General features: G+C 71.5%; 17 protein-coding genes. 16 read left to right on the top strand and 1 reads right to left on the bottom strand.

Annotation, left to right across the window (positions count from 1 at the left end; all coding sequences use genetic code 11):
- The first annotated feature begins 48 nt into the window (after positions 1 to 48).
- The 5 genes from ACFXI4_RS07355 to ACFXI4_RS07335 all read left to right on the top strand — a co-directional run bounded on the left by ACFXI4_RS07355 (position 49) and on the right by ACFXI4_RS07335 (position 6,099).
- Positions 49 to 570, top strand: a complete 522-nt coding sequence (locus ACFXI4_RS07355) for a sigma-70 family RNA polymerase sigma factor (RefSeq protein WP_010039908.1) — start codon at positions 49 to 51, stop codon at positions 568 to 570.
- Positions 571 to 629: 59 nt separating this feature from the next.
- The gene (locus tag ACFXI4_RS07350) at positions 630 to 1,391 is read left to right on the top strand and encodes a zf-HC2 domain-containing protein (protein ID WP_362728018.1); all 762 of its coding nucleotides are present in this window, start codon (positions 630 to 632) and stop codon (positions 1,389 to 1,391) included.
- A 60-nt stretch (positions 1,392 to 1,451) separates the two neighbouring features.
- Positions 1,452 to 3,791, top strand: a complete 2,340-nt coding sequence (locus tag ACFXI4_RS07345) for a HelD family protein (RefSeq protein WP_384988771.1) — start codon at positions 1,452 to 1,454, stop codon at positions 3,789 to 3,791.
- Between the two features lie 325 nt (positions 3,792 to 4,116).
- A complete protein-coding gene (locus ACFXI4_RS07340; protein ID WP_384988770.1) occupies positions 4,117 to 5,520 on the top strand; it encodes an NAD-dependent malic enzyme in 1,404 nt (467 codons plus the stop codon).
- A gap of 297 nt (positions 5,521 to 5,817) precedes the next feature.
- The gene (locus tag ACFXI4_RS07335) at positions 5,818 to 6,099 is read left to right on the top strand and encodes an HU family DNA-binding protein (protein WP_189268239.1); all 282 of its coding nucleotides are present in this window, start codon (positions 5,818 to 5,820) and stop codon (positions 6,097 to 6,099) included.
- A 111-nt stretch (positions 6,100 to 6,210) separates the two neighbouring features.
- On the opposite strand, the gene murA is transcribed toward ACFXI4_RS07335, so the two are convergent.
- On the bottom strand, positions 6,211 to 7,557 hold the full coding sequence (murA, locus tag ACFXI4_RS07330; protein WP_362721806.1) for a UDP-N-acetylglucosamine 1-carboxyvinyltransferase: 1,347 nt from the start codon (positions 7,555 to 7,557) through the stop codon (positions 6,211 to 6,213).
- A 250-nt stretch (positions 7,558 to 7,807) separates the two neighbouring features.
- Between murA and ACFXI4_RS07325 the strand changes: the two genes are divergently transcribed.
- From ACFXI4_RS07325 to ACFXI4_RS07275, 11 genes are all read left to right on the top strand, one after another.
- Positions 7,808 to 8,380, top strand: coding sequence for a YqgE/AlgH family protein (locus tag ACFXI4_RS07325; RefSeq protein WP_351701322.1), 573 nt, complete (start codon positions 7,808 to 7,810; stop codon positions 8,378 to 8,380).
- A gap of 52 nt (positions 8,381 to 8,432) precedes the next feature.
- Positions 8,433 to 8,714 carry a DUF3039 domain-containing protein gene (locus ACFXI4_RS07320; RefSeq protein ID WP_351701319.1) on the top strand — a complete coding sequence of 94 codons (282 nt, stop codon included), beginning with the start codon at positions 8,433 to 8,435 and terminating at the stop codon, positions 8,712 to 8,714.
- A 247-nt stretch (positions 8,715 to 8,961) separates the two neighbouring features.
- Entirely contained in the window at positions 8,962 to 10,251 is a 1,290-nt protein-coding gene (locus ACFXI4_RS07315) for an extracellular solute-binding protein (RefSeq protein WP_384988769.1), read from the top strand.
- The gene (locus tag ACFXI4_RS07310) at positions 10,248 to 11,231 is read left to right on the top strand and encodes a carbohydrate ABC transporter permease (protein WP_384988768.1); all 984 of its coding nucleotides are present in this window, start codon (positions 10,248 to 10,250) and stop codon (positions 11,229 to 11,231) included. The genes ACFXI4_RS07315 and ACFXI4_RS07310 overlap by 4 nt, the downstream gene beginning before the upstream one ends.
- Before the next feature lie 5 nt (positions 11,232 to 11,236).
- The gene (locus tag ACFXI4_RS07305; RefSeq protein WP_384988830.1) at positions 11,237 to 12,082 is read left to right on the top strand and encodes a carbohydrate ABC transporter permease; all 846 of its coding nucleotides are present in this window, start codon (positions 11,237 to 11,239) and stop codon (positions 12,080 to 12,082) included.
- A gap of 1 nt (position 12,083) precedes the next feature.
- Positions 12,084 to 13,733 (top strand): beta-N-acetylhexosaminidase, encoded by a 1,650-nt coding sequence (locus ACFXI4_RS07300; RefSeq protein WP_384988767.1) that lies wholly within the window; start codon positions 12,084 to 12,086, stop codon positions 13,731 to 13,733.
- Between the two features lie 261 nt (positions 13,734 to 13,994).
- Positions 13,995 to 14,888 (top strand): FAD binding domain-containing protein, encoded by an 894-nt coding sequence (locus ACFXI4_RS07295; protein WP_384988766.1) that lies wholly within the window; start codon positions 13,995 to 13,997, stop codon positions 14,886 to 14,888.
- Positions 14,885 to 16,663 (top strand): 2Fe-2S iron-sulfur cluster-binding protein, encoded by a 1,779-nt coding sequence (locus ACFXI4_RS07290; protein ID WP_384988765.1) that lies wholly within the window; start codon positions 14,885 to 14,887, stop codon positions 16,661 to 16,663. The genes ACFXI4_RS07295 and ACFXI4_RS07290 overlap by 4 nt, the downstream gene beginning before the upstream one ends.
- Positions 16,660 to 18,972: a xanthine dehydrogenase family protein molybdopterin-binding subunit gene (locus ACFXI4_RS07285; RefSeq protein ID WP_384988764.1), complete on the top strand. Its 2,313-nt coding sequence runs from the start codon at positions 16,660 to 16,662 to the stop codon at positions 18,970 to 18,972. The genes ACFXI4_RS07290 and ACFXI4_RS07285 overlap by 4 nt, the downstream gene beginning before the upstream one ends.
- Before the next feature lie 2 nt (positions 18,973 to 18,974).
- Positions 18,975 to 19,436, top strand: a complete 462-nt coding sequence (locus ACFXI4_RS07280; protein ID WP_384988829.1) for an AAA family ATPase — start codon at positions 18,975 to 18,977, stop codon at positions 19,434 to 19,436.
- 172 nt (positions 19,437 to 19,608) lie between these two features.
- On the top strand, positions 19,609 to 20,787 hold the full coding sequence (locus ACFXI4_RS07275) for an SUKH-4 family immunity protein (RefSeq protein ID WP_384988763.1): 1,179 nt from the start codon (positions 19,609 to 19,611) through the stop codon (positions 20,785 to 20,787).
- Positions 20,788 to 20,793 lie beyond the last annotated feature (6 nt).

Below are 20,793 nucleotides of genomic sequence, written 5' to 3'. Positions count from 1 at the left end.
AAGGATGCGGCCGTGGCCAATGAACGTGGATCGAGGGCCCGACATCGCATGTCCCAGCCCTCGGAGCCCGATGAGGAGCTGATGCGTGCTCTGTATCGAGAGCATGCCGGACCTCTCCTTGCGTATGTCCTTCGGCTGGTCGCCGGTGATCGGCAACGCGCCGAGGACGTCGTGCAAGAGACACTCATCCGTGCCTGGAAGAACGCCGGCCAGCTCAATCGAGCGACCGGATCGGTACGCCCCTGGCTGGTGACGGTCGCGCGACGCATCGTCATCGACGGTCACCGCAGCCGGCAGGCCCGGCCGCAGGAGGTCGATCCGTCGCCGCTGGAGGTCATCCCCGCGGAGGACGAGATCGACAAGGCGCTGTGGCTGATGACGCTGTCTGACGCGCTCGACGACCTGACCCCGGCCCACCGGGAGGTGCTCGTCGAGACGTACTTCAAGGGGCGTACCGTCAACGAGGCGGCCGAAACGCTGGGTATACCCAGCGGCACCGTGCGCTCACGGGTTTTCTATGCCCTGCGGTCGATGAAGCTGGCACTGGAGGAGCGGGGGGTGACGGCGTGATGAGTGTGTACGGGGGGCACGGCGGGTTCGGCACAGGTGGTTCGGGTATGTCTGGTGCTATGCAGGAATCTCCGGTTCCCAATGAGCACGAGACGGTCGGCGCGTATGCGCTGGGGATTCTCGACGACGCCGAGGCGACCGCTTTCGAGGCCCATCTGGCCGGGTGCGAATGGTGCGCCCAGCAGCTCGACGAGCTGGCCGGAATGGAACCCATGCTGGCGGCCCTGGCCGATCTGCCGGGTGCCGGATCGACACCGTCCATCGGCGAGTCGCTGTCCGCCAAACCCAGCCCGCGGATGGTCGAGAAGCTGGTCGTGGAGGTCGCGGACAAGCGCAAGGTCCGTACCCGGCGCAGCCTCTTCGGTCTGGCGGCCTCGATCGTGCTGATCGCGGGCGGCACGGCGGCCGGCGTGGCGCTGAGCGGCTCGGACGGGGACAGCGGCGGAAACCTGGCCGCGGGGCCCGCCCAGGCGGCCTTCCAGACGATGTCCGACAGGAAGACGGCCACGGACCCGACGACCCACGTCACCGCGACCGTCGCCGTCGAGAAGAAGGACTGGGGCACCCACGCGGTCCTCCAGCTCAAGAACGTCACCGGCCCGAAGAAGTGCTCGCTGATCGCCGTCGGCAAGAACGGCGAACGCGAGACGGTGACCTCCTGGTCCGTTCCGACCTGGGGATACGGCATCACGGACGCCAAGTCGCAGAAGGCCAAGGAGCCTCTCTACGTGCACGGCGGTGCAGCCTTCACCCCCACGCAGATCGACCACTTCGAAGTCATGACGTTCGACGGCAAGAAGCTGGTCTCGGTCAGCGCGTAGCTTCAGCGGGCCCCTTTCGCGTACGGTTGACGGCTGCCCAGCACGTCAGAAGGGGGCCCGGTGGCCGCTCAGGCTCAACAATCCGCGGTCGGCCCTCACGGCTCGGAACAGGACTCCGCTCAGGACTCCGTCCGGGACCGTGAGATCAGCGTCGAACAGGAACACCTCGACCGGGTGTACCAGCGCCTCGAGGAGAAGATCCACGAGGCGGAATTCCTCATGAACGACGCGGCCAAGCGCGGCCAGGTGGGCACGCCCGGCGCGCTCGCCGAACGGGATGCCCAGGTGTTCCGCGCCGGCGTCCACCTCAACCGGCTCAACAACGAGTTCGAGGACTTCCTCTTCGGCCGTATCGACCTGCTCCTCGGCAAGGACGGCAAGAAGGGCCCCGACGGCGCCTACACGGCCGTGGAGCCCGCCGAGGGGGCGGTCCGCGCGGACAACACCGCCGACATCGCCGAGACCCTGCACATCGGCCGGATCGGCGTCCTCGACCAGGACTACTCCCCGCTGGTCATCGACTGGCGGGCACCGGCCGCCGCGCCGTTCTACAGGTCCACTCCGGTGGATCCCGGGCGTGTCGTACGACGCCGGGTGATCCGCTCAAAGGGCCGCCGGGTCCTCGGGGTCGAGGACGACCTGATGCGCCCGGAGCTGACCGCCCTCCTGGACGGCGCCGCCCTGCCGGTCATCGGCGACGGCGCCCTGATGGCCGCCCTCGGCCAGGCCCGCACCCACTCCATGCGGGACATCGTCGCCTCCATCCAGGCCGAGCAGGACCTGGTCATCCGCGCCCCCGCCGCCTCCGTCACCTACGTCGAGGGCGGCCCGGGGACCGGCAAGACGGCCGTGGCGCTGCACCGCGCCGCCTACCTGCTCTACCAGGACCGGCGCCGGTACGCGGGCGGCATCCTGATCGTCTCCCCGACCCCGCTGCTGGTCGCGTACACCGAGGGCGTCCTGCCGTCCCTCGGCGAGGAGGGCCAGGTCGCCATCCGCGCCATCGGTTCCCTCGTCGACGGCGCCGAGGCCACCCTGTACGACACGCCGGCCACCGCCCGTGCCAAGGGTTCCTCCCGGATGCTGAGGGTGCTGCGCAAGGCCGCCCGTGGTGCCCTGGAGCCGAACGGCTCACCGACCCGGCTCAGAGTCGTCGCCTTCGGCCGCCGCCTGGAGCTGGAGGCCGAGGAACTCGACCGCGTCAGACACAACGCGCTCAGCGGCACCGCCCCCGTCAACCTGCTGCGGCCCCGGGCCCGCAGGCTCCTCCTGGACGCCCTGTGGGCCCGCTCCGGCGCGGCCGGCCGGCACAGCGACCCGGAACTGGCCGCCGAACTGCGCTCCTCCTTCGACGAGGACATCGTCACGGAGGACTCCTTCATCGAGTTCCTCGACGCGTGGTGGCCCGAGCTGACCCCGCAGGCCGTCCTCACCGCGATGGCCGACGAGCGCCGCCTCGGCCGCTGGGCCCGCCGCATCCTCAACCCCGGCGAGGTCCGCAGGGTCGCCCGCTCGCTGCGCCGGGACGGTCACACCGTGCACGACATCGCCATGCTCGACGAACTCCAGGCCATCCTCGGCGCCCCGGTCCGCCCGCGGAAGAAGCGCGAGCTGGACCCGCTGGACCAGCTCACCGGCCTGGAGGAGCTGATGCCGACACGCGAGGAGTCCCAGCGCGAGCGCGCCGAACGGCTCGCCCAGGAACGCGTCGAGTACGCCCACGTCATCGTCGACGAGGCGCAGGACCTCACCCCCATGCAGTGGCGGATGGTCGGCCGCCGCGGCCGGCACGCCACCTGGACGGTGGTCGGCGACCCGGCCCAGTCCTCCTGGTCCGACCCGGACGAGGCGGCCGAGGCACGGGACGAGGCGCTCGGCTCCCGTCCGCGCCGCCGCTTCGAGCTCACCGTGAACTACCGCAACCCGGCGGAGATCGCCGAGCTCGCGGCCAAGGTGCTGGCCCTGGCCATGCCCGGCGCCAAGTCCCCCTCCGCGGTCCGCTCCACCGGGGTCGAGCCGCGTTTCGTGGCAACGGGCGACGGACACGGCAGCGTCGTCGGCGACTCGCTGGAGAAGACCGTCCGGGCGGCCGCGGAGCACCTTCTCGACCTGGTCGACGGCACCGTCGGCGTGGTCGTCGCCATGGACCGGCGTGCCGAGGCCGCCCGCTGGCTCGCGGGGCTCGGCGACCGGGTGGTGGCGCTCGGCAGCCTGGAGGCCAAGGGCCTGGAGTACGACGCGACGGTCGTCGTGTCGCCCGCGGAGATCGCCGACGAGTCCCCGGCCGGACTGCGCGTGCTGTACGTGGCCCTCACCCGGGCGACCCAGCAGCTGACGGTGGTCTCAGGGGAGCGCGACGAGCCGGACGCGGCCGGGGTTCCGGACCTGCTCAGGGAGTGAGCGAGGGGCCGTTCGGCTGGAGGTTTTCTGTGAAGTCCGCCGACGGGAATGGCCGTAGGGGATCTGTTTGTTAGCCTTGTCGTGACACCGGCCCGATCCAAGCCCCCGGGCCCAACCTTCGTCGCTACGAGCGACCACTTGCCGCGAGGCGAGCATGGCGGGTCGGTGTCATGAACGTCGAAGAGGCCCGCATCACCCTGTGATGCGGGCCTCTTCCGCGTGCGAACACTACGCACGAAACCAGGCCCCGCTAACGCCTACCCGGCGGTAGGTGCGACGATCGGACGGCACAACTCGCTACACGGTGAAACGAAGGAAGTCGGCCATGGCAACGGCGCCCAGCGTCTCCTACTCGATGACCATCCGGCTGGAGGTGCCCGCGAGCGGAACCGCCGTCTCGCAGCTCACCACCGCCGTGGAGTCCTCCGGAGGCTCGGTGACCGGCCTCGACGTCACCGCGTCGGGCCACGAGAAGCTCCGCATCGACGTCACCATCGCGGCCAGCTCGACCGCCCACGCCGACCAGATCGTCCAGCAGCTGCGCGGCATCGAGGGCGTCATCCTCGGCAAGGTCTCCGACCGTACGTTCCTGATGCACCTCGGCGGCAAGATCGAGATGCAGTCCAAGCACCCCATCCGCAACCGTGACGACCTGTCCATGATCTACACCCCGGGCGTGGCCCGCGTGTGCATGGCGATCGCGGAGAACCCCGAGGACGCGCGCCGCCTCACCATCAAGCGCAACTCCGTTGCGGTCGTGACGGACGGCTCCGCGGTCCTGGGCCTCGGCAACATCGGCCCGAAGGCCGCGCTGCCCGTCATGGAGGGCAAGGCGGCCCTCTTCAAGCGGTTCGCGGGCATCGACGCCTGGCCGCTGTGCCTCGACACCCAGGACACCGACGCGATCGTCGAGATCGTCAAGGCGATCGCCCCCGGGTTCGCCGGCATCAACCTGGAGGACATCTCCGCCCCGCGCTGCTTCGAGATCGAGGCCCGCCTGCGCGAGGCCCTCGACATCCCCGTCTTCCACGACGACCAGCACGGCACCGCGATCGTCGTCCTCGCCGCCCTCACCAACGCGCTGCGCTGCACGGGCAAGGCGATCGAGAACATCCGGGTCGTCATGTCCGGCGCCGGCGCGGCCGGTACGGCCATCCTCAAGCTGCTGATCGCGGCCGGCGTGAAGAACGCCGTCGTCGCCGACATCCGCGGCGTCGTGCACTCCGCCCGCGAGGACCTGGTGGCGGCCCCGGCCGACTCGCCGCTGCGCTGGATCGCCGACAACACCAACCCCGAGGAACTCACCGGCACGCTGAAGGAGGCCGTGCGGGGCGCCGACGTCTTCATCGGCGTCTCGGCCCCGAACGTCCTCGACGGCGACGACGTGGCCGCCATGGCCGACGACGCGATCGTGTTCGCACTCGCGAATCCGGACCCCGAGGTGGACCCGGCGATCGCCCGTCAGACGGCCGCCGTGGTGGCCACCGGCCGCTCGGACTTCCCGAACCAGATCAACAACGTGCTGGTCTTCCCGGGCGTCTTCCGCGGCCTCCTGGACGCCCAGTCCCGGACCGTGAACACGGACATGATGCTCGCGGCCGCGAAGGCCCTCGCCGACGTGGTCACCGAGGACGAGCTGAACCCGAACTACATCATTCCGAGCGTCTTCAACGAGAAGGTCGCCGGCGCGGTGGCGGGCGCGGTGCGAGAGGCCGCGAAGGGCGCCTGAGGCGCCCCCGGAGGGGCGCGGGGAACCGCGCGCTCGGCCCCCACGCCCCCGCGGGTGAAACGCGACGCGCCCGGCCCCTTCGGGGTCCGAGGACGACGGCTCCCAGTAAACGTCTGTGAAACTTGCCACGCCATCCAATCGGCGCGTCGTGAAACCCCCCCTTCGGCCCCCCCGTAGGGTATGGGCGGCAACGGATTGGCGTTCCCGCCGCAGGTGGGGGCAGGATGCGTCCCGGCCCAACATGCGGCTCCGCCGCGTGGCACGCCTCAATGGCAAGAAGAACACGGGAGTAACAACATGAACCGCAGTGAGCTGGTGGCCGCGCTGGCCGACCGTGCCGAGGTGACTCGCAAGGACGCCGACGCCGTGCTGGCCGCGTTCGCCGACGTCGTCGGCGACATCGTCTCCAAGGGCGACGAGAAGGTCACCATCCCCGGCTTCCTGACCTTCGAGCGCACCCACCGTGCCGCTCGTACCGCGCGCAACCCGCAGACCGGCGAGCCGATCAACATCCCGGCCGGCTTCAGCGTGAAGGTCTCCGCGGGCTCGAAGCTGAAGGAATCCGCGAAGGGCAAGTGACCCTGCCTTCCGTAGGCCACGGGACGACGGCCTACGGCGTGTAACACGACGATGGGGCGGCCCCTCCACCAGGGGCCGCCCCATCGTCGTACCGTTGAGACTCTCCTGGAACTAGCCGAGGGCCTTGCCCGGCAGCTCCACCTTCGCCCCGAGCTCCATGAGCTTCTCCATGAAGTTCTCGTAGCCGCGGTTGATGAGGTCGATGCCGTGCACCCGGGACGTGCCCTGGGCCGCGAGGGCGGCGATCAGGTACGAGAAGCCGCCGCGCAGGTCGGGGATGACCAGGTCGGCGCCCTGGAGCCGGGTCGGCCCGGAGACGACCGCCGAGTGCAGGAAGTTGCGCTGGCCGAAGCGGCAGGCCGAACCGCCCAGGCACTCGCGGTAGAGCTGGATGTGCGCACCCATCTGGTTCAGCGCGGAGGTGAAGCCGAGCCGCGACTCGTACACCGTCTCGTGCACGATCGACAGGCCCGTCGCCTGGGTCAGGGCCACCACGAGCGGCTGCTGCCAGTCGGTCTGGAAGCCGGGGTGCACGTCGGTCTCCAGCGCGATCGACTTCAGCTGACCGCCCGGGTGCCAGAAGCGGATGCCCTCGTCGTCGATCTCGAAGGCACCGCCCACCTTCCGGTAGGTGTTCAGGAACGTCATCATCGAGCGCTGCTGGGCGCCCCGGACGTAGATGTTGCCCTCGGTCGCCAGCGCCGCCGACGCCCAGGAGGCGGCCTCCAGCCGGTCCGACAGGGCGCGGTGGGTGTAGCCGCCGAGCTTGTCCACACCGGTGATGCTGATGGTCCGGTCGGTGTCCATGGCGATGATCGCGCCCATCTTCTGCAGCACGCAGATGAGGTCCTCGATCTCCGGCTCGACGGCCGCGTTGGACAACTCCGTGACGCCCTCGGCGAGTACGGCCGTCAGCAGCACCTGCTCGGTCGCGCCGACGGACGGGTACGGCAGCCGGATCTTGGTGCCGCGCAGCCCCTTCGGCGCCTCCAGGTACTGGCCGTCCGCGCGCTTCTCGATGGTCGCGCCGAACTGCCGCAGCACGTCGAAGTGGAAGTCGATGGGCCGGCCGCCGATGTCGCAGCCGCCCAGGCCCGGGATGAAGGCGTGCCCGAGCCGGTGCAGCAGCGGGCCGCAGAACAGGATCGGGATACGGCTGGAGCCCGCGTGGGCATCGATGTCAGCGACGTTCGCGCTCTCCACGTAGGTCGGATCCAGCACCAGCTCGCCGGGTTCCTCACCCGGACGGACCGTCACCCCGTGCAGTTGCAGCAGGCCGCGTACGACACGCACGTCACGGATGTCCGGTACGTTGCGCAGCCGGCTCGGCGCACTGCCCAGCAGCGCGGCGACCATGGCCTTGGGTACGAGGTTCTTCGCACCGCGGACACGGATCTCGCCCTCCAGCGGGGTGCCGCCGTGGACAAGCAGTACGTCGTCAGAGCCGTTGACGGTCATGAATCTCGCGTTCCGTGGAGTGGGGCAGGGCCGGAGTGACAGAGTAATCGCCCATCGGCCCCCTGCCGTAAGCCCAAGGACCGTCCAGCTACGTCATAGCTGTGTCACAACACGAACGGTTCACCGCCGGGCACATGGGGTCACCGCCCGTCACCGTGCGCCGGGCCCGCTCCTCTCCGCCCTGAGCTGCATTCACTCGCACACCCCATTGGCTCCCCACGCGAGGGCAAGATGCGGGATCATGTCAGGCATGACCGAGGTGTCCTCGCTCACAGGGCGGCTGCTCGTGGCCACGCCCGCCCTGGCGGACCCGAACTTCGACCGCGCGGTGGTGCTCCTCCTCGACCACGACGAGGAGGGCTCCCTCGGTGTCGTCCTCAACCGCCCCACCCCGGTGGACGTCCGGGACATCCTGGAGGGCTGGGCCGCGCTCGCCGGCGAGCCCGGAGTGGTCTTCCAGGGCGGCCCGGTGTCGCTGGACTCCGCGCTCGGCGTCGCGGTCATCCCGGGCGGCGGCAACGGCGACCGGGCGCCGCTCGGCTGGCGCCGGGTGCACGGCGCGATCGGCCTGGTCGACCTGGAGGCCCCGCCGGAACTGCTCGCCTCGGCCCTCGGCTCCCTGCGGATCTTCGCCGGTTACGCCGGCTGGGGCCCCGGCCAGCTGGAGGACGAACTGGTCGAGGGGGCCTGGTACGTCGTCGAGTCGGAACCCGGCGACGTCTCCTCGCCGTCCCCCGAGAGACTCTGGCGCGAGGTGCTGCGCCGCCAGCGCAACGAACTGGCGATGGTCGCCACCTACCCGGACGACGCGTCGCTCAACTGACTGCGGGCCTTGTCCCCGCCGTTGCCCGGGCGCTTCAGTACCCTTGGGCTCTATGAGCACTCTTGAGCCCGAGCGCGGGACTGGTACGGGGACCCTCGTAGAGCCGACGCCACAGGTGTCCCACGGCGACGGCGACCACGAGCGCTTCGCCCACTACGTCCAGAAGGACAAGATCATGGCGAGCGCCCTCGACGGCACCCCCGTGGTGGCGCTGTGCGGCAAGGTGTGGGTGCCGGGCCGCGACCCGAAGAAGTACCCCGTGTGCCCCATGTGCAAGGAGATCTACGACTCCATGGGCAGCGGCGGCGACGGCGAGGGCGGCAAGGACAAGTAGCACCAGCCCGGATCTTCCGAGGCCCCGGGCGCGCTTTGGCGCGCTCCGGGGCCTTTGTCGTGCCCGGCCGTTGCACAGGGTGCGTCCGCCGGTCACAGAGTGGTCGAGACCTCTTGTCGGCATGTTCATGTTGTCCCTACCCTCCGTGGTGTTGTGCAGAGCGAAACCGCGGTTGCACATGTCGCAACGAACGCGGTGTGCAGTGTCGTGAACGCCTACGCTTCAGCGCGCCCCGGAGGGTCACTCCATGAAGCTCCCCGTCCCGGTATTCCTCGTCGCCGCCCTGTTCCTGGCGGCCTGCGCCCCGCAGACCTCCTCCAACTCCGCCTCCGACAAGGACGACAAGAGCGGCACCCTGCGGGTGTGGCTCTTCCAGGAGGTCGGCAACGACCCCAAGCGGAAGGTCGTCGACTCGGTCGTGGCCGACTTCGAGAAGGCGCACCCCGGCACCGAGGCCGACGTGGAGTACATCCCGGTCGACACCCGCGCACAGCGGGTCAAGGCCGCTTTCAACGACCCGGAGTCGGCCCCGGACGTCATGGAGTACGGCAACACCGACACCGCCGGTTACGTACGGGACGGCGGACTGCTCGACGTCACCGGGGACTTCGGCCGGTGGCCCGAGGCCAAGGACACCGACCCGACGGCCGAGCAGTCGGTCACCGTCGGCGGCAAGGTCTACGGCGCCCCCTTCTACGTCGGCGTCCGTGCCCTCTACTACCGCACCGACGTCTTCGGGGAACTCGGCCTGAAGCCGCCGGCGACCCTGGCCGAACTGGCCTCCACGGCCCGCGCCGTGCGCAGGGCGAAGCCCGACCTGTACGGCCTGGCCGTCGGCGGCGCCTACACCTACGGCGCCATGCCCTTCATCTGGGCCGACGGCGGCGAACTCGCCACCGCGAAGGGCGGCTCGTACGCCTCGGCGATCGACAGCGCGGCCGCTCAGAAGGGCATCAAGGAGTACACGTCCCTCTTCGGCGACGACAACTGCCCGGCCGCCAAGTGCGCCGGCTTCGGCGGCAACGACACGGTCACCGCGTTCACGGCCGGCAAGGCGGCGATGGCGATCGGGGGCGACTTCAGCCACGCGGCCGTGGAGGCGGGCGCGGTCAAGGGCAAGTACGCGGTGGTGCCGCTGCCGGGGGCCACGGCCGGAACCGTCGCGCCGGCCTTCGCGGGCGGCAACAACATCGGGGTGCTGAAGAGCACGGCGCACCGGACGCTGGCCGTCGCGCTGATGGAGGCGCTCACGTCGAAGAAGACGCAGGCCGCGATGTTCGACGCGATGGGGTTCCTGCCGACGTTCACGGACGTCCGCGACCAGGCGGCCGCCAGGGAGCCGTTCGTGAAGCCGTTCGTGGCGACCCTGGCGGCCGGGACGAAGTTCGTGCCCGCGTCGGCGGGGTGGTCGCAGATCGATTCCTCGCTGGTGCTGCCGACGATGTTCCAGGAGGTCATCAGCGGCAGGAAGAGCGTGGGGGCGGCCTCGGGGGAGGCGGCGGAGAAGATGGACGCGGCGTTCGGCTCCGCCGGATGACGCCGACGGCGGAGGTGGCTGCCGAGCGTGGACGGGTGCGACGCCGGCGTGGCCGGTCGCGCCCGCGCGGCGGCAGCCGCGAATTCGATGCGGTCCCGCGCCCCCTGGCAAGCCGGACTGTGCCGTGGCTGTATCTGGCCCCCGCCCTCGTGGTCCTCGGCGGTCTGCTCGTCTACCCCGTCTATCAGCTCGGGCTGATCTCTGTCTTCCGGTACACCCAGGCACAGGTCAGCGGCGGCGAACCCACCGCCTTCGTGGGACTGGACAACTACGCGGACGTGTTCGGCGACGACCGGTTCTGGTCGGTCCTGCTCGCCACCGTGTTCTTCGCCGCCGCGTGCGTCGTGTCGACACTCGCCGTCGGATGTGCGCTCGCCGTGCTGCTCACGCGGGTGCGTGCGGTGCCGCGGGCGGCGCTGATGCTGGCCGCGCTCGGGGCGTGGGCGACCCCGGCGGTCACCGGGTCGACGGTCTGGCTGTTCCTCTTCGACCCGGACTTCGGACCGGTGAACCGGCTGTTCGGGCTCGGCGGCCACTCCTGGACGTACGGGCGGTACAGCGCCTTCCTGCTGGTGCTGCTCGAAGTGGTCTGGTGCTCCTTCCCGTTCGTCATGGTCACCGTGTACGCCGGGATCCGCGCCGTACCGTCCGAGGTGCTGGAGGCCGCCGCGCTGGACGGCGCCTCGCAGTGGCGGATCTGGCGGTCGGTGCTGGCGCCGATGCTCCGGCCGATCCTCATGGTCGTCACCATCCAGTCGGTGATCTGGGACTTCAAGATCTTCACGCAGATCTACGTGATGACCGGCGGGGGCGGGATCGCGGGACAGAACCTGGTGCTCAACGTGTACGCCTACCAGCAGGCCTTCGCCTCCTCGCAGTACGGGCTCGGCGCCGCCATCGGCGTCGTCACGCTGCTGATCCTGCTCGCCGTGACCCTCGGCCACCTGCGGCTGCTGCGCCGGCAGGGGGAGGAGCTGTGACCGTTGTGAATCCTGTGCGCGGATGGCTTTGGCGGCCGGGGCGGACGGCCGCCGACGCGGTGGCGCTGGTGATCGCCGCAGTGGTCGCCTTTCCGCTGTACTGGATGGTGCTGGGCGCCTTCAGACCGGCCGGCGAGATCGAGTCCGACCGGCCCCGGCCCTGGACCCTGGAGCCCTCTCTGGGCTCCTTCCGGCGGGTCTTCGGGCAGCAGGAATTCGGCCGGTACTTCGTCAACAGCGTTGTCGTCGCGGGCAGTGTGGTCATCGTCTCGGCGCTGATCGCCTTTCTCGCCGCGACCGCCGTGACGAGATTCCGGTTCCGCTTCCGGACCACCCTGCTGATCATGTTTCTGGTGGCCCAGATGGTGCCCGTCGAGGCCCTCGCCATCCCCTTGTTCTTCCAGCTGCGGGACTTCGGTCTGCTGAACACGCTGGGCTCGCTGATCCTGCCCCACATCGCCTTCTCGCTGCCCTTCGCGATCTGGATGCTGCGGGGGTTCGTGAAAGGGGTGCCCCAGGCGCTGGAGGAGGCCGCCTGCATCGACGGGGCGAGCCGGTCGCGCTTTCTCTGGCAGATCCTTTTCCCGCTCGTGCTGCCGGGTCTGGTCGCCACGAGCGTGTTTTCCTTCATCTCCGCCTGGAACGACTTCCTGTTCGCCAAGTCCTTCATCATCAGCGACACTTCGCAGTCCACGCTGCCGATGGCGCTGCTGGTGTTCTACAAGCCCGACGACCCGGACTGGGGCGGGGTCATGGCGGCCTCCACGGTGATGACGATTCCGGTGCTGGTGTTCTTCGTACTCGTACAGCGACGGCTGGTCTCCGGGCTGGGCGGAGCGGTCAAGGACTGACATGACTTCCGAAGTGGATCTGATTCCGGCGCCGCGCTCGATCGAGGGGCCGATGCGGTGCGGTGTCCTTTTCGACGAGGGCACCACCCTGTCGGCCGCCCCGGGCACCGAGGGGACCGAACGCTGGCTGCGCTCGGCTCTCGGCGCGGCCCTCGGGCTGCCGCTGCGACCCGGCCCCGAGGACGCCCGCGACTCGGTACGGCTGTGCCTGGACGGCTCGCTGGAGCCCGAGGCGTACCGGCTGAGGGTGATCGCCGGCCGGGGCGTCGAGATCCGCGGCGGCGGCCCGGCCGGCGTCTTCTGGGGCGCCCAGACCCTGCGCCAGCTGCTGGGTCCCGATGCCTTCCGCCGTGCGCCCGTGCGCCCCGGGATCCGGTACGGAATCCCGCACCAGATCATCGAGGACGCGCCCCGGTTCCGCTGGCGCGGCCTCATGCTCGACGTCGCCCGGCACTTCATGCCCAAGGAAGGCGTCCTGCGCTACCTGGATCTCATGGCGGCGCACAAACTCAACGTCTTCCACTTCCACCTGACGGACGACCAGGGCTGGCGCATCCCGATCGAGCGCCACCCCCGGCTCACCGAGGTCGGTTCCTGGCGGGCCCGCACGAAATTCGGCCACCGGGCCTCACCGCTGTGGGAGGAGAAGCCGCACGGCGGCCACTACACCCGGGACGACATCCGGGAGATCGTCGCCTACGCGGCCGAGCGGCATATCACGGTGGTCCCCGAAATCGACGTGCCCGGCCACTCGCAGGCCGCCATCGCCGCGTATCCGGAACTCGGCAACACCGACGTCATCGACACCGCCTCCCTGACCGTCTGGGACACCTGGGGGATCTCTCCGAACGTACTCGCCCCCACCGACAACACCCTGCGCTTCTACGAGGGGGTGTTCGAGGAAGTGCTGGAGCTGTTCCCGGCGGACGCCGCCGGGTTCTCGGCGTTCATTCACATCGGCGGCGACGAATGCCTCAAGGACCAGTGGCGGGCGTCACCGGCGGCACAAGCCCGGATGAAGGAACTCGGGCTCGCGGACGAGGACGCGTTGCAGTCGTGGTTCATCGGCCACTTCGCCAAGTGGCTTTCCGCGCGCGGTCGCAGGGCGATCGGCTGGGACGAGATCCTGGAGGGCGGCATCGCCGAGGGCGCGGCCGTCTCGTCCTGGCGCGGTTACGGCGGCGGGATCGCGGCCGCGCGCGCCGGTCACGATGTCGTCATGTGCCCCGAACAGCACGTGTACCTGGACCACCGGCAGGCAGCCGGCGCGGACGAGCCGGTACCGATCGGATATGTGCGCACCCTGGAGGACGTGTATCGGTTCGAACCGGTTCCACCGGACCTCGACGCGTCCGAGGCAGGTCATGTGCTGGGCACCCAGGCCAATGTCTGGACCGAGGTGATGGAGGATCACGCGCGCGTGGACTACCAGGCCTTCCCCCGGCTGGCGGCCTTCGCCGAGGTCGCCTGGAGCGCACTCCCCGTCCCGGCGGAACGGGACTTCGCCGGCTTCGAACGCCGGATGGCCGCCCACCGCCGGCGGCTGGACGCCCTGGGCGTGGCCTACCGTCCGCCGGCCGGCCCGCTGCCGTGGCAGCGGCGCCCCGGGGTGCCGGGCCGCCCGGCCGACGGGCCGCCCCCGAGCCGGTAGCCCTCTCCCGTCACCTGCCCGCCCCGAACACGTAGGGGAAAAAGACCCCGAGAGTCACCGAAGAGTGTCAATCGGAACTCACCGGCAATGCCGTACGAAAACGGAACATGTCGCTTGTGAGGTGGGCGAATGCCTCCTAGCGGACCCGTGCGTTCGAGGCTTGCGAAGATGTGCCAGAGTTGCCACGTCCGCCCTGTGAGCACGTACCGTACGGCCACACAGGTGGGACCAGGTGGGGGCAGCGGGAAGGGGCAGCCGGTTTTGACCACGCACGCACCGCAGGCGGCGCAGTCCGTCACGCTGCCCACGACACTGAACGAAGCCGTGGCGGCCCTCACCGCCATGCCCGCCGCGGTCCCCGTGGCGGGCGGTACCGACCTGATGGCCGCCGTCAACTCGGGCCAGCTCCGGCCCGCCGCCCTGGTCGGCCTCGGCCGGATCAGCGAGATCCGCGGCTGGCAGTACCAGGACGGCAACGCGCTGCTCGGCGCGGGACTCACCCATGCGCGCATGGGCCGCCCCGACTTCGCGGCCCTGATCCCGGCGCTCGCCGCCGCCGCGCGGTCCGCCGGCCCGCCGCACATCCGCAACGCGGGCACCCTGGGCGGCAACATCGCCACGGCCGCGCCCACCGGCGACGCGCTGCCGGTGCTCGCCGCCCTCGAGGCGACGCTGGTCATCGCGGGGCCGGGCGGCTCCCGCCGGGAGATCCCGGTCTCGCACCTGCTGGCCGGGGTGGAGATGCTCCGCGGGGGCGAGCTGATCGCCTTCGTCCGGGTGCCGCTGCTGCACGCCCCGCAGGTCTTCCTGAAGGCCACCGGCCGCACCGGACCCGGCCGCTCGGTGGCCTCCGTGGCGCTCGTCCTCGACCCCGCGCGGCGCGGGGTCAGATGTGCCGTCGGAGCCATAGCGCCGATGCCGCTGCGGCCGCTGGAGGCCGAGCAGTGGGTGGCCCGGCTCATCGACTGGGACAACGACCGCGCGCTCGTCCCGGAGGCGCTGCACGCCTTCGGCGAGTACGTCGCCGCCGCCTGCATCCCCGACGCGGCACCCGAGCCGGACGGCTCGGTGCCCCCGCTTCCGCCTGCCGTACTGCACCTGCGGCGCACCGTCGCCGCGCTGGCCCGACGAGCACTGGGGAGGGCGCTGTCATGACCGACGAACAGCACGGAGAGGGCGCGCCCTCGGGTGGCGGCCGCTGGGACCCGCTGCCGCAGGGCGACTACGACGACGGCGCGACCGCCTTCGTGAAGCTCCCCGAGGGCGGCATCGAGGCCCTGCTGTCCCGCGACAGCCCCCTGGCCGCGCCCGGACACGGCTACGTGCCGCCGCAGATTGCGGCCGCCCCCGGCACCGAGACCTGGGGCGCGCAGACGGGGAGCGGCCAGTGGCCCGACCCGAACGCGGTTCCCCAGGAGCGGCCGGCCGACGACCGGTTCACGTACCAGCCCGCCGCGACCCAGCAGTGGACGTACGAGGAGCCGCCGCCCGCGCCCGGTCACGACGTGACCGGGCAGTGGTCGATCCCCGTCGCGAACGGCGATGTCCCGGAAGAATCGGGCGAGTTCACCACATCCGCGCTCATGGAGCAGTGGGGCGGCACGCCACCGGCGACCCTGCCGGGCGGCGCACCGGCACCCTGGGCGTCGGAGGTCCAGGCCTGGGAGCACCCCGTACAGGCCCCTGAGGGCACCTCAGGGGCCCCGGCGGACCACGGTGGCCCTCCGGCCCCAGGTGCCCCGTCCGAGGCCGCCGGTGCGGCGCCCGCACCCGACGTGGTCCCGGTCGGCGAACCGGGCGAACCCGGCGACACGGGCGAACTCCGCGCCGTCGGCGAGTCCGGTGCCGCGGCCACCCGGCACACGACCGGCGAGTCGCCCGGCACCGGTGAACCGGACACGTCCGAAGCCGACGGAGCCGACGAGCCCCACGACGCGTCCGCCCCGCACCCCGCCCGGGGCTTCGACCCGCGGCCCGCCGACGGCGACGCGCTCCCGACGGCGCCCCCCGCACCCGACGACGAGGACAGCGCGCCGGGCGCGGACGGGACGGAACCCGCCGAAGGCGAGGCCGAGGCGATCGACGATCACCCCCTCGCCTCCTACGTCCTGCGCGTCAACAGCACCGACCGCCCCGTCACCGACGCCTGGATCGGCGAGTCGCTCCTCTACGTCCTCCGCGAACGCCTCGGCCTGGCCGGCGCCAAGGACGGCTGCTCCCAGGGCGAATGCGGCGCCTGCAACGTCCAGGTCGACGGCCGCCTGGTCGCCTCCTGCCTGGTTCCCGCGGTGACCGCGGCCGGCAGCGAGGTGCGCACGGTCGAGGGACTCGCCCAGGACGGCCGGCCCTCGGACGTCCAGCGCGCGCTGGCCCTGCGCGGAGCCGTCCAGTGCGGCTTCTGCGTCCCGGGCATGGCCATGACCGTCCACGACCTGCTGGAAGGCAACCCGGCCCCCACCGAGATGGAGACCCGTCAGGCCCTGTGCGGCAACCTCTGCCGCTGCTCGGGCTACCGGGGCGTGCTGGACGCCGTCCAGGAGGTCGTCGCCGAACGCGACGCGCACGCCGCCGCCGCCGACGCCGAGACGGGTGGCGACGAGGCCCGCATTCCGCATCAGGCGGGACCGGGTGCCGGCGGCGTCAACGCCTCGGCGTTCGACTCCCCGGGCACTTTCGCGTCGCCCGCCCAGCGCGAGCAGTCGTCCTACGACGCCCTGCGCGAGCAGTCGTACGACCAGTCCTTCGGCGGCGACCAGTCGTTCGGCGGCGACCAGTCGTTCGGCGGCGACCAGTCCTTCGACGGTGATCAGTCGTTCGGCGGGAACCAGTCGTTCGGCGGCGACCGGAGCTTCGGCGGGAACCAGACGTTCGGCGACCAGAGCCAGAGCTACGGCGACCAGCCCTACGGATCGGACGGAGGCCAGGCATGACCAACGAGACCGTCGCCACGACCACCGCCGCGGACAGCGCCGACCCCGCGCCCGAGCCGCCGCCGCACGGCCTCGGCGTGTCGCTGCCGGCCGCCGACGCGCGCGCGAAGACCGAGGGCACCTTCCCCTACGCGGCCGACCTGTGGGCCGAGGGCCTGCTCTGGGCGGCCGTACTGCGCTCCCCGCACCCGCACGCGCGCATCGTGTCGATCGACACCACCCACGCGCGTGAGATGCCCGGCGTGCGGGCGGTCGTCACCCACGAGGACGTGCCCGGCACCCCCCTGCACGGCCGGGGCACGCCGGACCGCCCGGTGTTCGCCGCCGAGGTCGTACGGCACCACGGCGAGCCCATCGCCGCCGTCGCCGCCGACCATCCCGACACGGCCCGGATGGCCGCCGCCGCCGTCATCGTCGAGTACGAGGTGCTCGACCCGGTCATCGACCCCGAACAGGCCTTCGAGGCCGAGCCGCTGCACCCCGACGGCAACCTGATCCGGCACATCCCGCTGCACCACGGCGACCCGGACGCGGCCGGCGAGATCGTCGTCGAGGGCCAGTACCGCATCGGGCGCGCCGACCCGGCCCCCATCGGCGCCGAGGCCGGACTCGCCGTGCCCCGCCCCGACGGCGGGGTCGAGCTCTACCTGGCCTCCACCGACCCGCACACCGACCGCAACACGGCCGCCGCCTGCTTCGGGCTGTCGCTGGAGCAGGTGAAGATCGTCGTCACCGGCGTGCCCGGCGCCACCGCCGACCGCGAGGACCAGGGCTTCCAGCTGCCGCTCGGCCTGCTCGCCCTGAAGACCGGCTGCCCGGTCAAACTCACCGCCACGCGCGAGGAGTCCTTCCTCGGCCACGCCCACCGCCACCCGACCCTGCTGCGCTACCGGCACCACGCCGACGCGGACGGCAAGCTGATCAAGGTCGAGGCGCAGATCCTGCTCGACGCGGGCGCCTACGCCGACACCTCCGCCGAGTCCCTGGCCGCCGCGGTCTCCTTCGCCTGCGGCCCCTACGTCGTCCCGAACGCCTTCATCGAGGGCTGGGCCGTGCGTACCAACAACCCGCCCTCCGGCCACGTCCGCGGCGAGGGCGCCATGCAGGTGTGCGCCGCCTACGAGGCGCAGATGGACAAGCTGGCGAAGAAGCTCGGCATCGACCCGGCCGAGATCCGCCTGCGCAACGCCCTCGCGACCGGCGACGTGCTGCCCATCGGCCAGACGGTGACCTGTCCGGCCCCCGTCGCCGAGCTGCTCCAGGCGGTACGGGACTTCCCGCTGCCCGCACTGCCCAAGGACACCCCCGAGGACGAGTGGCTGCTGCCCGGCGGCCCCGAGGGCGCGGGCGAGCCGGGCGCGGTGCGCCGCGGCGTCGGCTACGGCCTCGGCATGGTCCACATGCTCGGCATCGAGGGCGCCGACGAGGTCTCGACGGCCACCGTCAAGGTCCACGACGGCATCGCCACCGTGCTCTGCGCCGCCGTGGAGACCGGCCAGGGCTTCACCACCCTGGCCCGCCAGATCGTCCAGGAGACCCTCGGTATCGACGAGGTCCACGTGGCCCCCGTCGACACCGACCAGCCGCCGGCCGGCGCCGGCTGCCGCGGCCGGCACACCTGGGTCTCCGGCGGCGCCGTCGAACGCGCCGCCAAGATGGTCCGCACCCAGCTCCTCCAGCCGCTCGCCCACAAGTTCGGCATGTCCACCGAGCTGCTCCAGATCACCGACGGCAAGATCACGTCGTACGACGGCGTCCTGTCGACCACCGTCACCGAGGCGATGGACGGCAAGGAACTGTGGGCCACGGCCCAGTGCCGTCCGCACCCGACCGAGCCGCTGGACGCGCAGGGCCAGGGCGACGCCTTCGTCGGCCTCGCCTTCTGCGCGATCCGCGCGGTCGTCGACGTGGACATCGAGCTCGGTTCGGTACGGGTCGTGGAGCTGGCCGTCGCCCAGGACGTGGGCCGGGTCCTCAACCCGGCACAGCTCGGCGCGCGGATCGAGGCCGGTGTCACCCAGGGCGTCGGCATCGCGCTCACCGAGAACCTGCGCACCCCGCGCGGGCTGATCCGCCACCCCGACCTCACCGGCTACGCCCTCCCGACCGCCCTGGACGCGCCGGACATCCGGATCGTCAAGCTGGTCGAGGAACGGGACGTGGTCGCGCCCTTCGGCGCCAAGTCGGTCAGCGCGGTACCGGTCGTGACGTCCCCGGCGGCCATCGCCTCCGCCGTCCGCGCCGCCACCGGCCGCCCGGTCAACCGCCTCCCGATCCGCCCGCAGGCGGCGGTCGTCACCGGTCAGTGAGCCTGTCCGGGGTCGTCGTGATCACCGGGACCATGGCGTCGGGTAAGTCGACGGTCGCGCAGGCGCTCGCCAAGAGGCTCCCGCGGGCGGCGCACGTCCGTGGTGACGCCTCCCGCCGGATGATCGTCTCCGGCCGGGCGGAGTGCACACCCGAGGCCGCGGCGGTCGTCCAGGACGTGCTGCTGGGCCCCGAGCCGGCGTCCTACGCCGAACGGATCCGCACCCGTCCGCTGCACGTCGTCGTCCTCGCCCCCAGCCCCGAGGCGGTGGCCAAGCGGGAGGCGGGGCGGGAGGCGGGGCGGCCGAAGACCGGGTACGGACCCGCGTGGACGATCGCCGGCCTGGACGCGGAACTACGTTTGCGCACCGACGCGTTGGGTCCGTGGCTGGACACCTCGGCGTTGACCGTGGAACAGACGGTGGCGGCGATTGTCACCGGGACGGAACGGGCGAGGGCCGTCTGACGTCTCTTGTCCACGGGGCGTTGTCAGTGGTGCGGCGTAGTGTTCTGGGCAGTGGGGACGGCCGTTTCGGAGGGGAAGCCCGAACGGCACACCGTGCCCTGCTCAGGGCGGCCAACGGCACACCACTCCGAACCACTTGCGTTTCCTGGACTCTTTGATCGCGGGGGCAGCGATGAGCACGACCAGCACGACCGGCAGCGGTGCGGCGGCGATCACGCTGACCGAGGCAGAACTGGACCGTTACATCACGCACGAACCGACCCGCATGTGGCTCTCCGGCCCCGGACTCCCCGACACCGGCGGCCTGTTGACGTTCGAACCGCTCCGCACGGCCGGCCTGCGCACGCTCGCCGACGTCGCGGACCTCACGGCCGGCCCGTCCCGGCTCGCGGAGGACCTCCGGGACCGGCTGGTGATAGGCGAACTGCTGGCTCCGGCCGGCCTCGACACGGAGTCGATCCTCCTCGACGGCGGCACCGGCGAGATCAGCACGGCCTACCTGGTCGACCCGGCCGACCCGCGCCCGCTGGCGCCCTCCCTGGAGACGCTGCTGCGGTTCGCCGCGGTCACCGAGGAACTGACGGGCCTGCGCGGCCGTTTCGCCGCTCTCGCCGGCACCTACGGCACCAAGACGGCCACCGAGGCGTCCCGCAGGCTGCTGGAGCTCTTCGAGGAGGGCACGGCAGGCCGGGTCCCGCCGTACTGGAAGGCGGCGGCGCTGATCCGCCCTCTCAGCCTGGTCGCGGGCCCGGGCACGGACTCCGGGCTCGCCGTCGACCTGCCGGCCCGGCTCCTGGACCAGGAGTTCGGGCAGGGCCGGGTGGCCCGCTTCGAGGAGGTCGACTTCCCGCCCACGCTCACCCACGAGCCGACCCGCCGCTTCCTGCGCGAGACCGGCCTCCCGGAGGACGCGGTCCTCTTCCACCTCGACCCGGACGCCCCGCTCCCCACCCTCCGGGAGTACTTCACCGACGTCCACACCGGCGACTTCCCGCTGGAGGCCCTGCCGCCCCACGCCGGCCGGCTCATACGCCTCGGCCACCTGGTCGAGGAGAACAGCCTGGTCGTGGACGGCACCACGGGCGCGATCCTCAACTTCTCCGAGCCCGAGGCGACCCTCTACCCCCTCAACACCGACATCTCCACGCTCGCCTTCACCCTGTGGCTCCTCCACCACGAGCGCACCATCGACGAACACCTGAACCACGAACTCACCACGGAGGCCTACGACCAGCTCGCCGCGACCATGCTCCACACCCTGGCGACGATCGACCCCACCCCCACCACGACCGACGCCCAGTGGCACTACTGGACGGACCTGTTCCAGGACGAGGCGGGCGGGGTGCTCTGAGCGGCG

Source organism: Streptomyces sp. NPDC059224 (assembly GCF_042754285.1).
GTDB lineage: Bacteria > Actinomycetota > Actinomycetes > Streptomycetales > Streptomycetaceae > Streptomyces.
The sequence above is the reverse complement of the archived record's forward strand: the minus strand, read 5'-3'. Positions and strand labels throughout refer to the sequence as shown.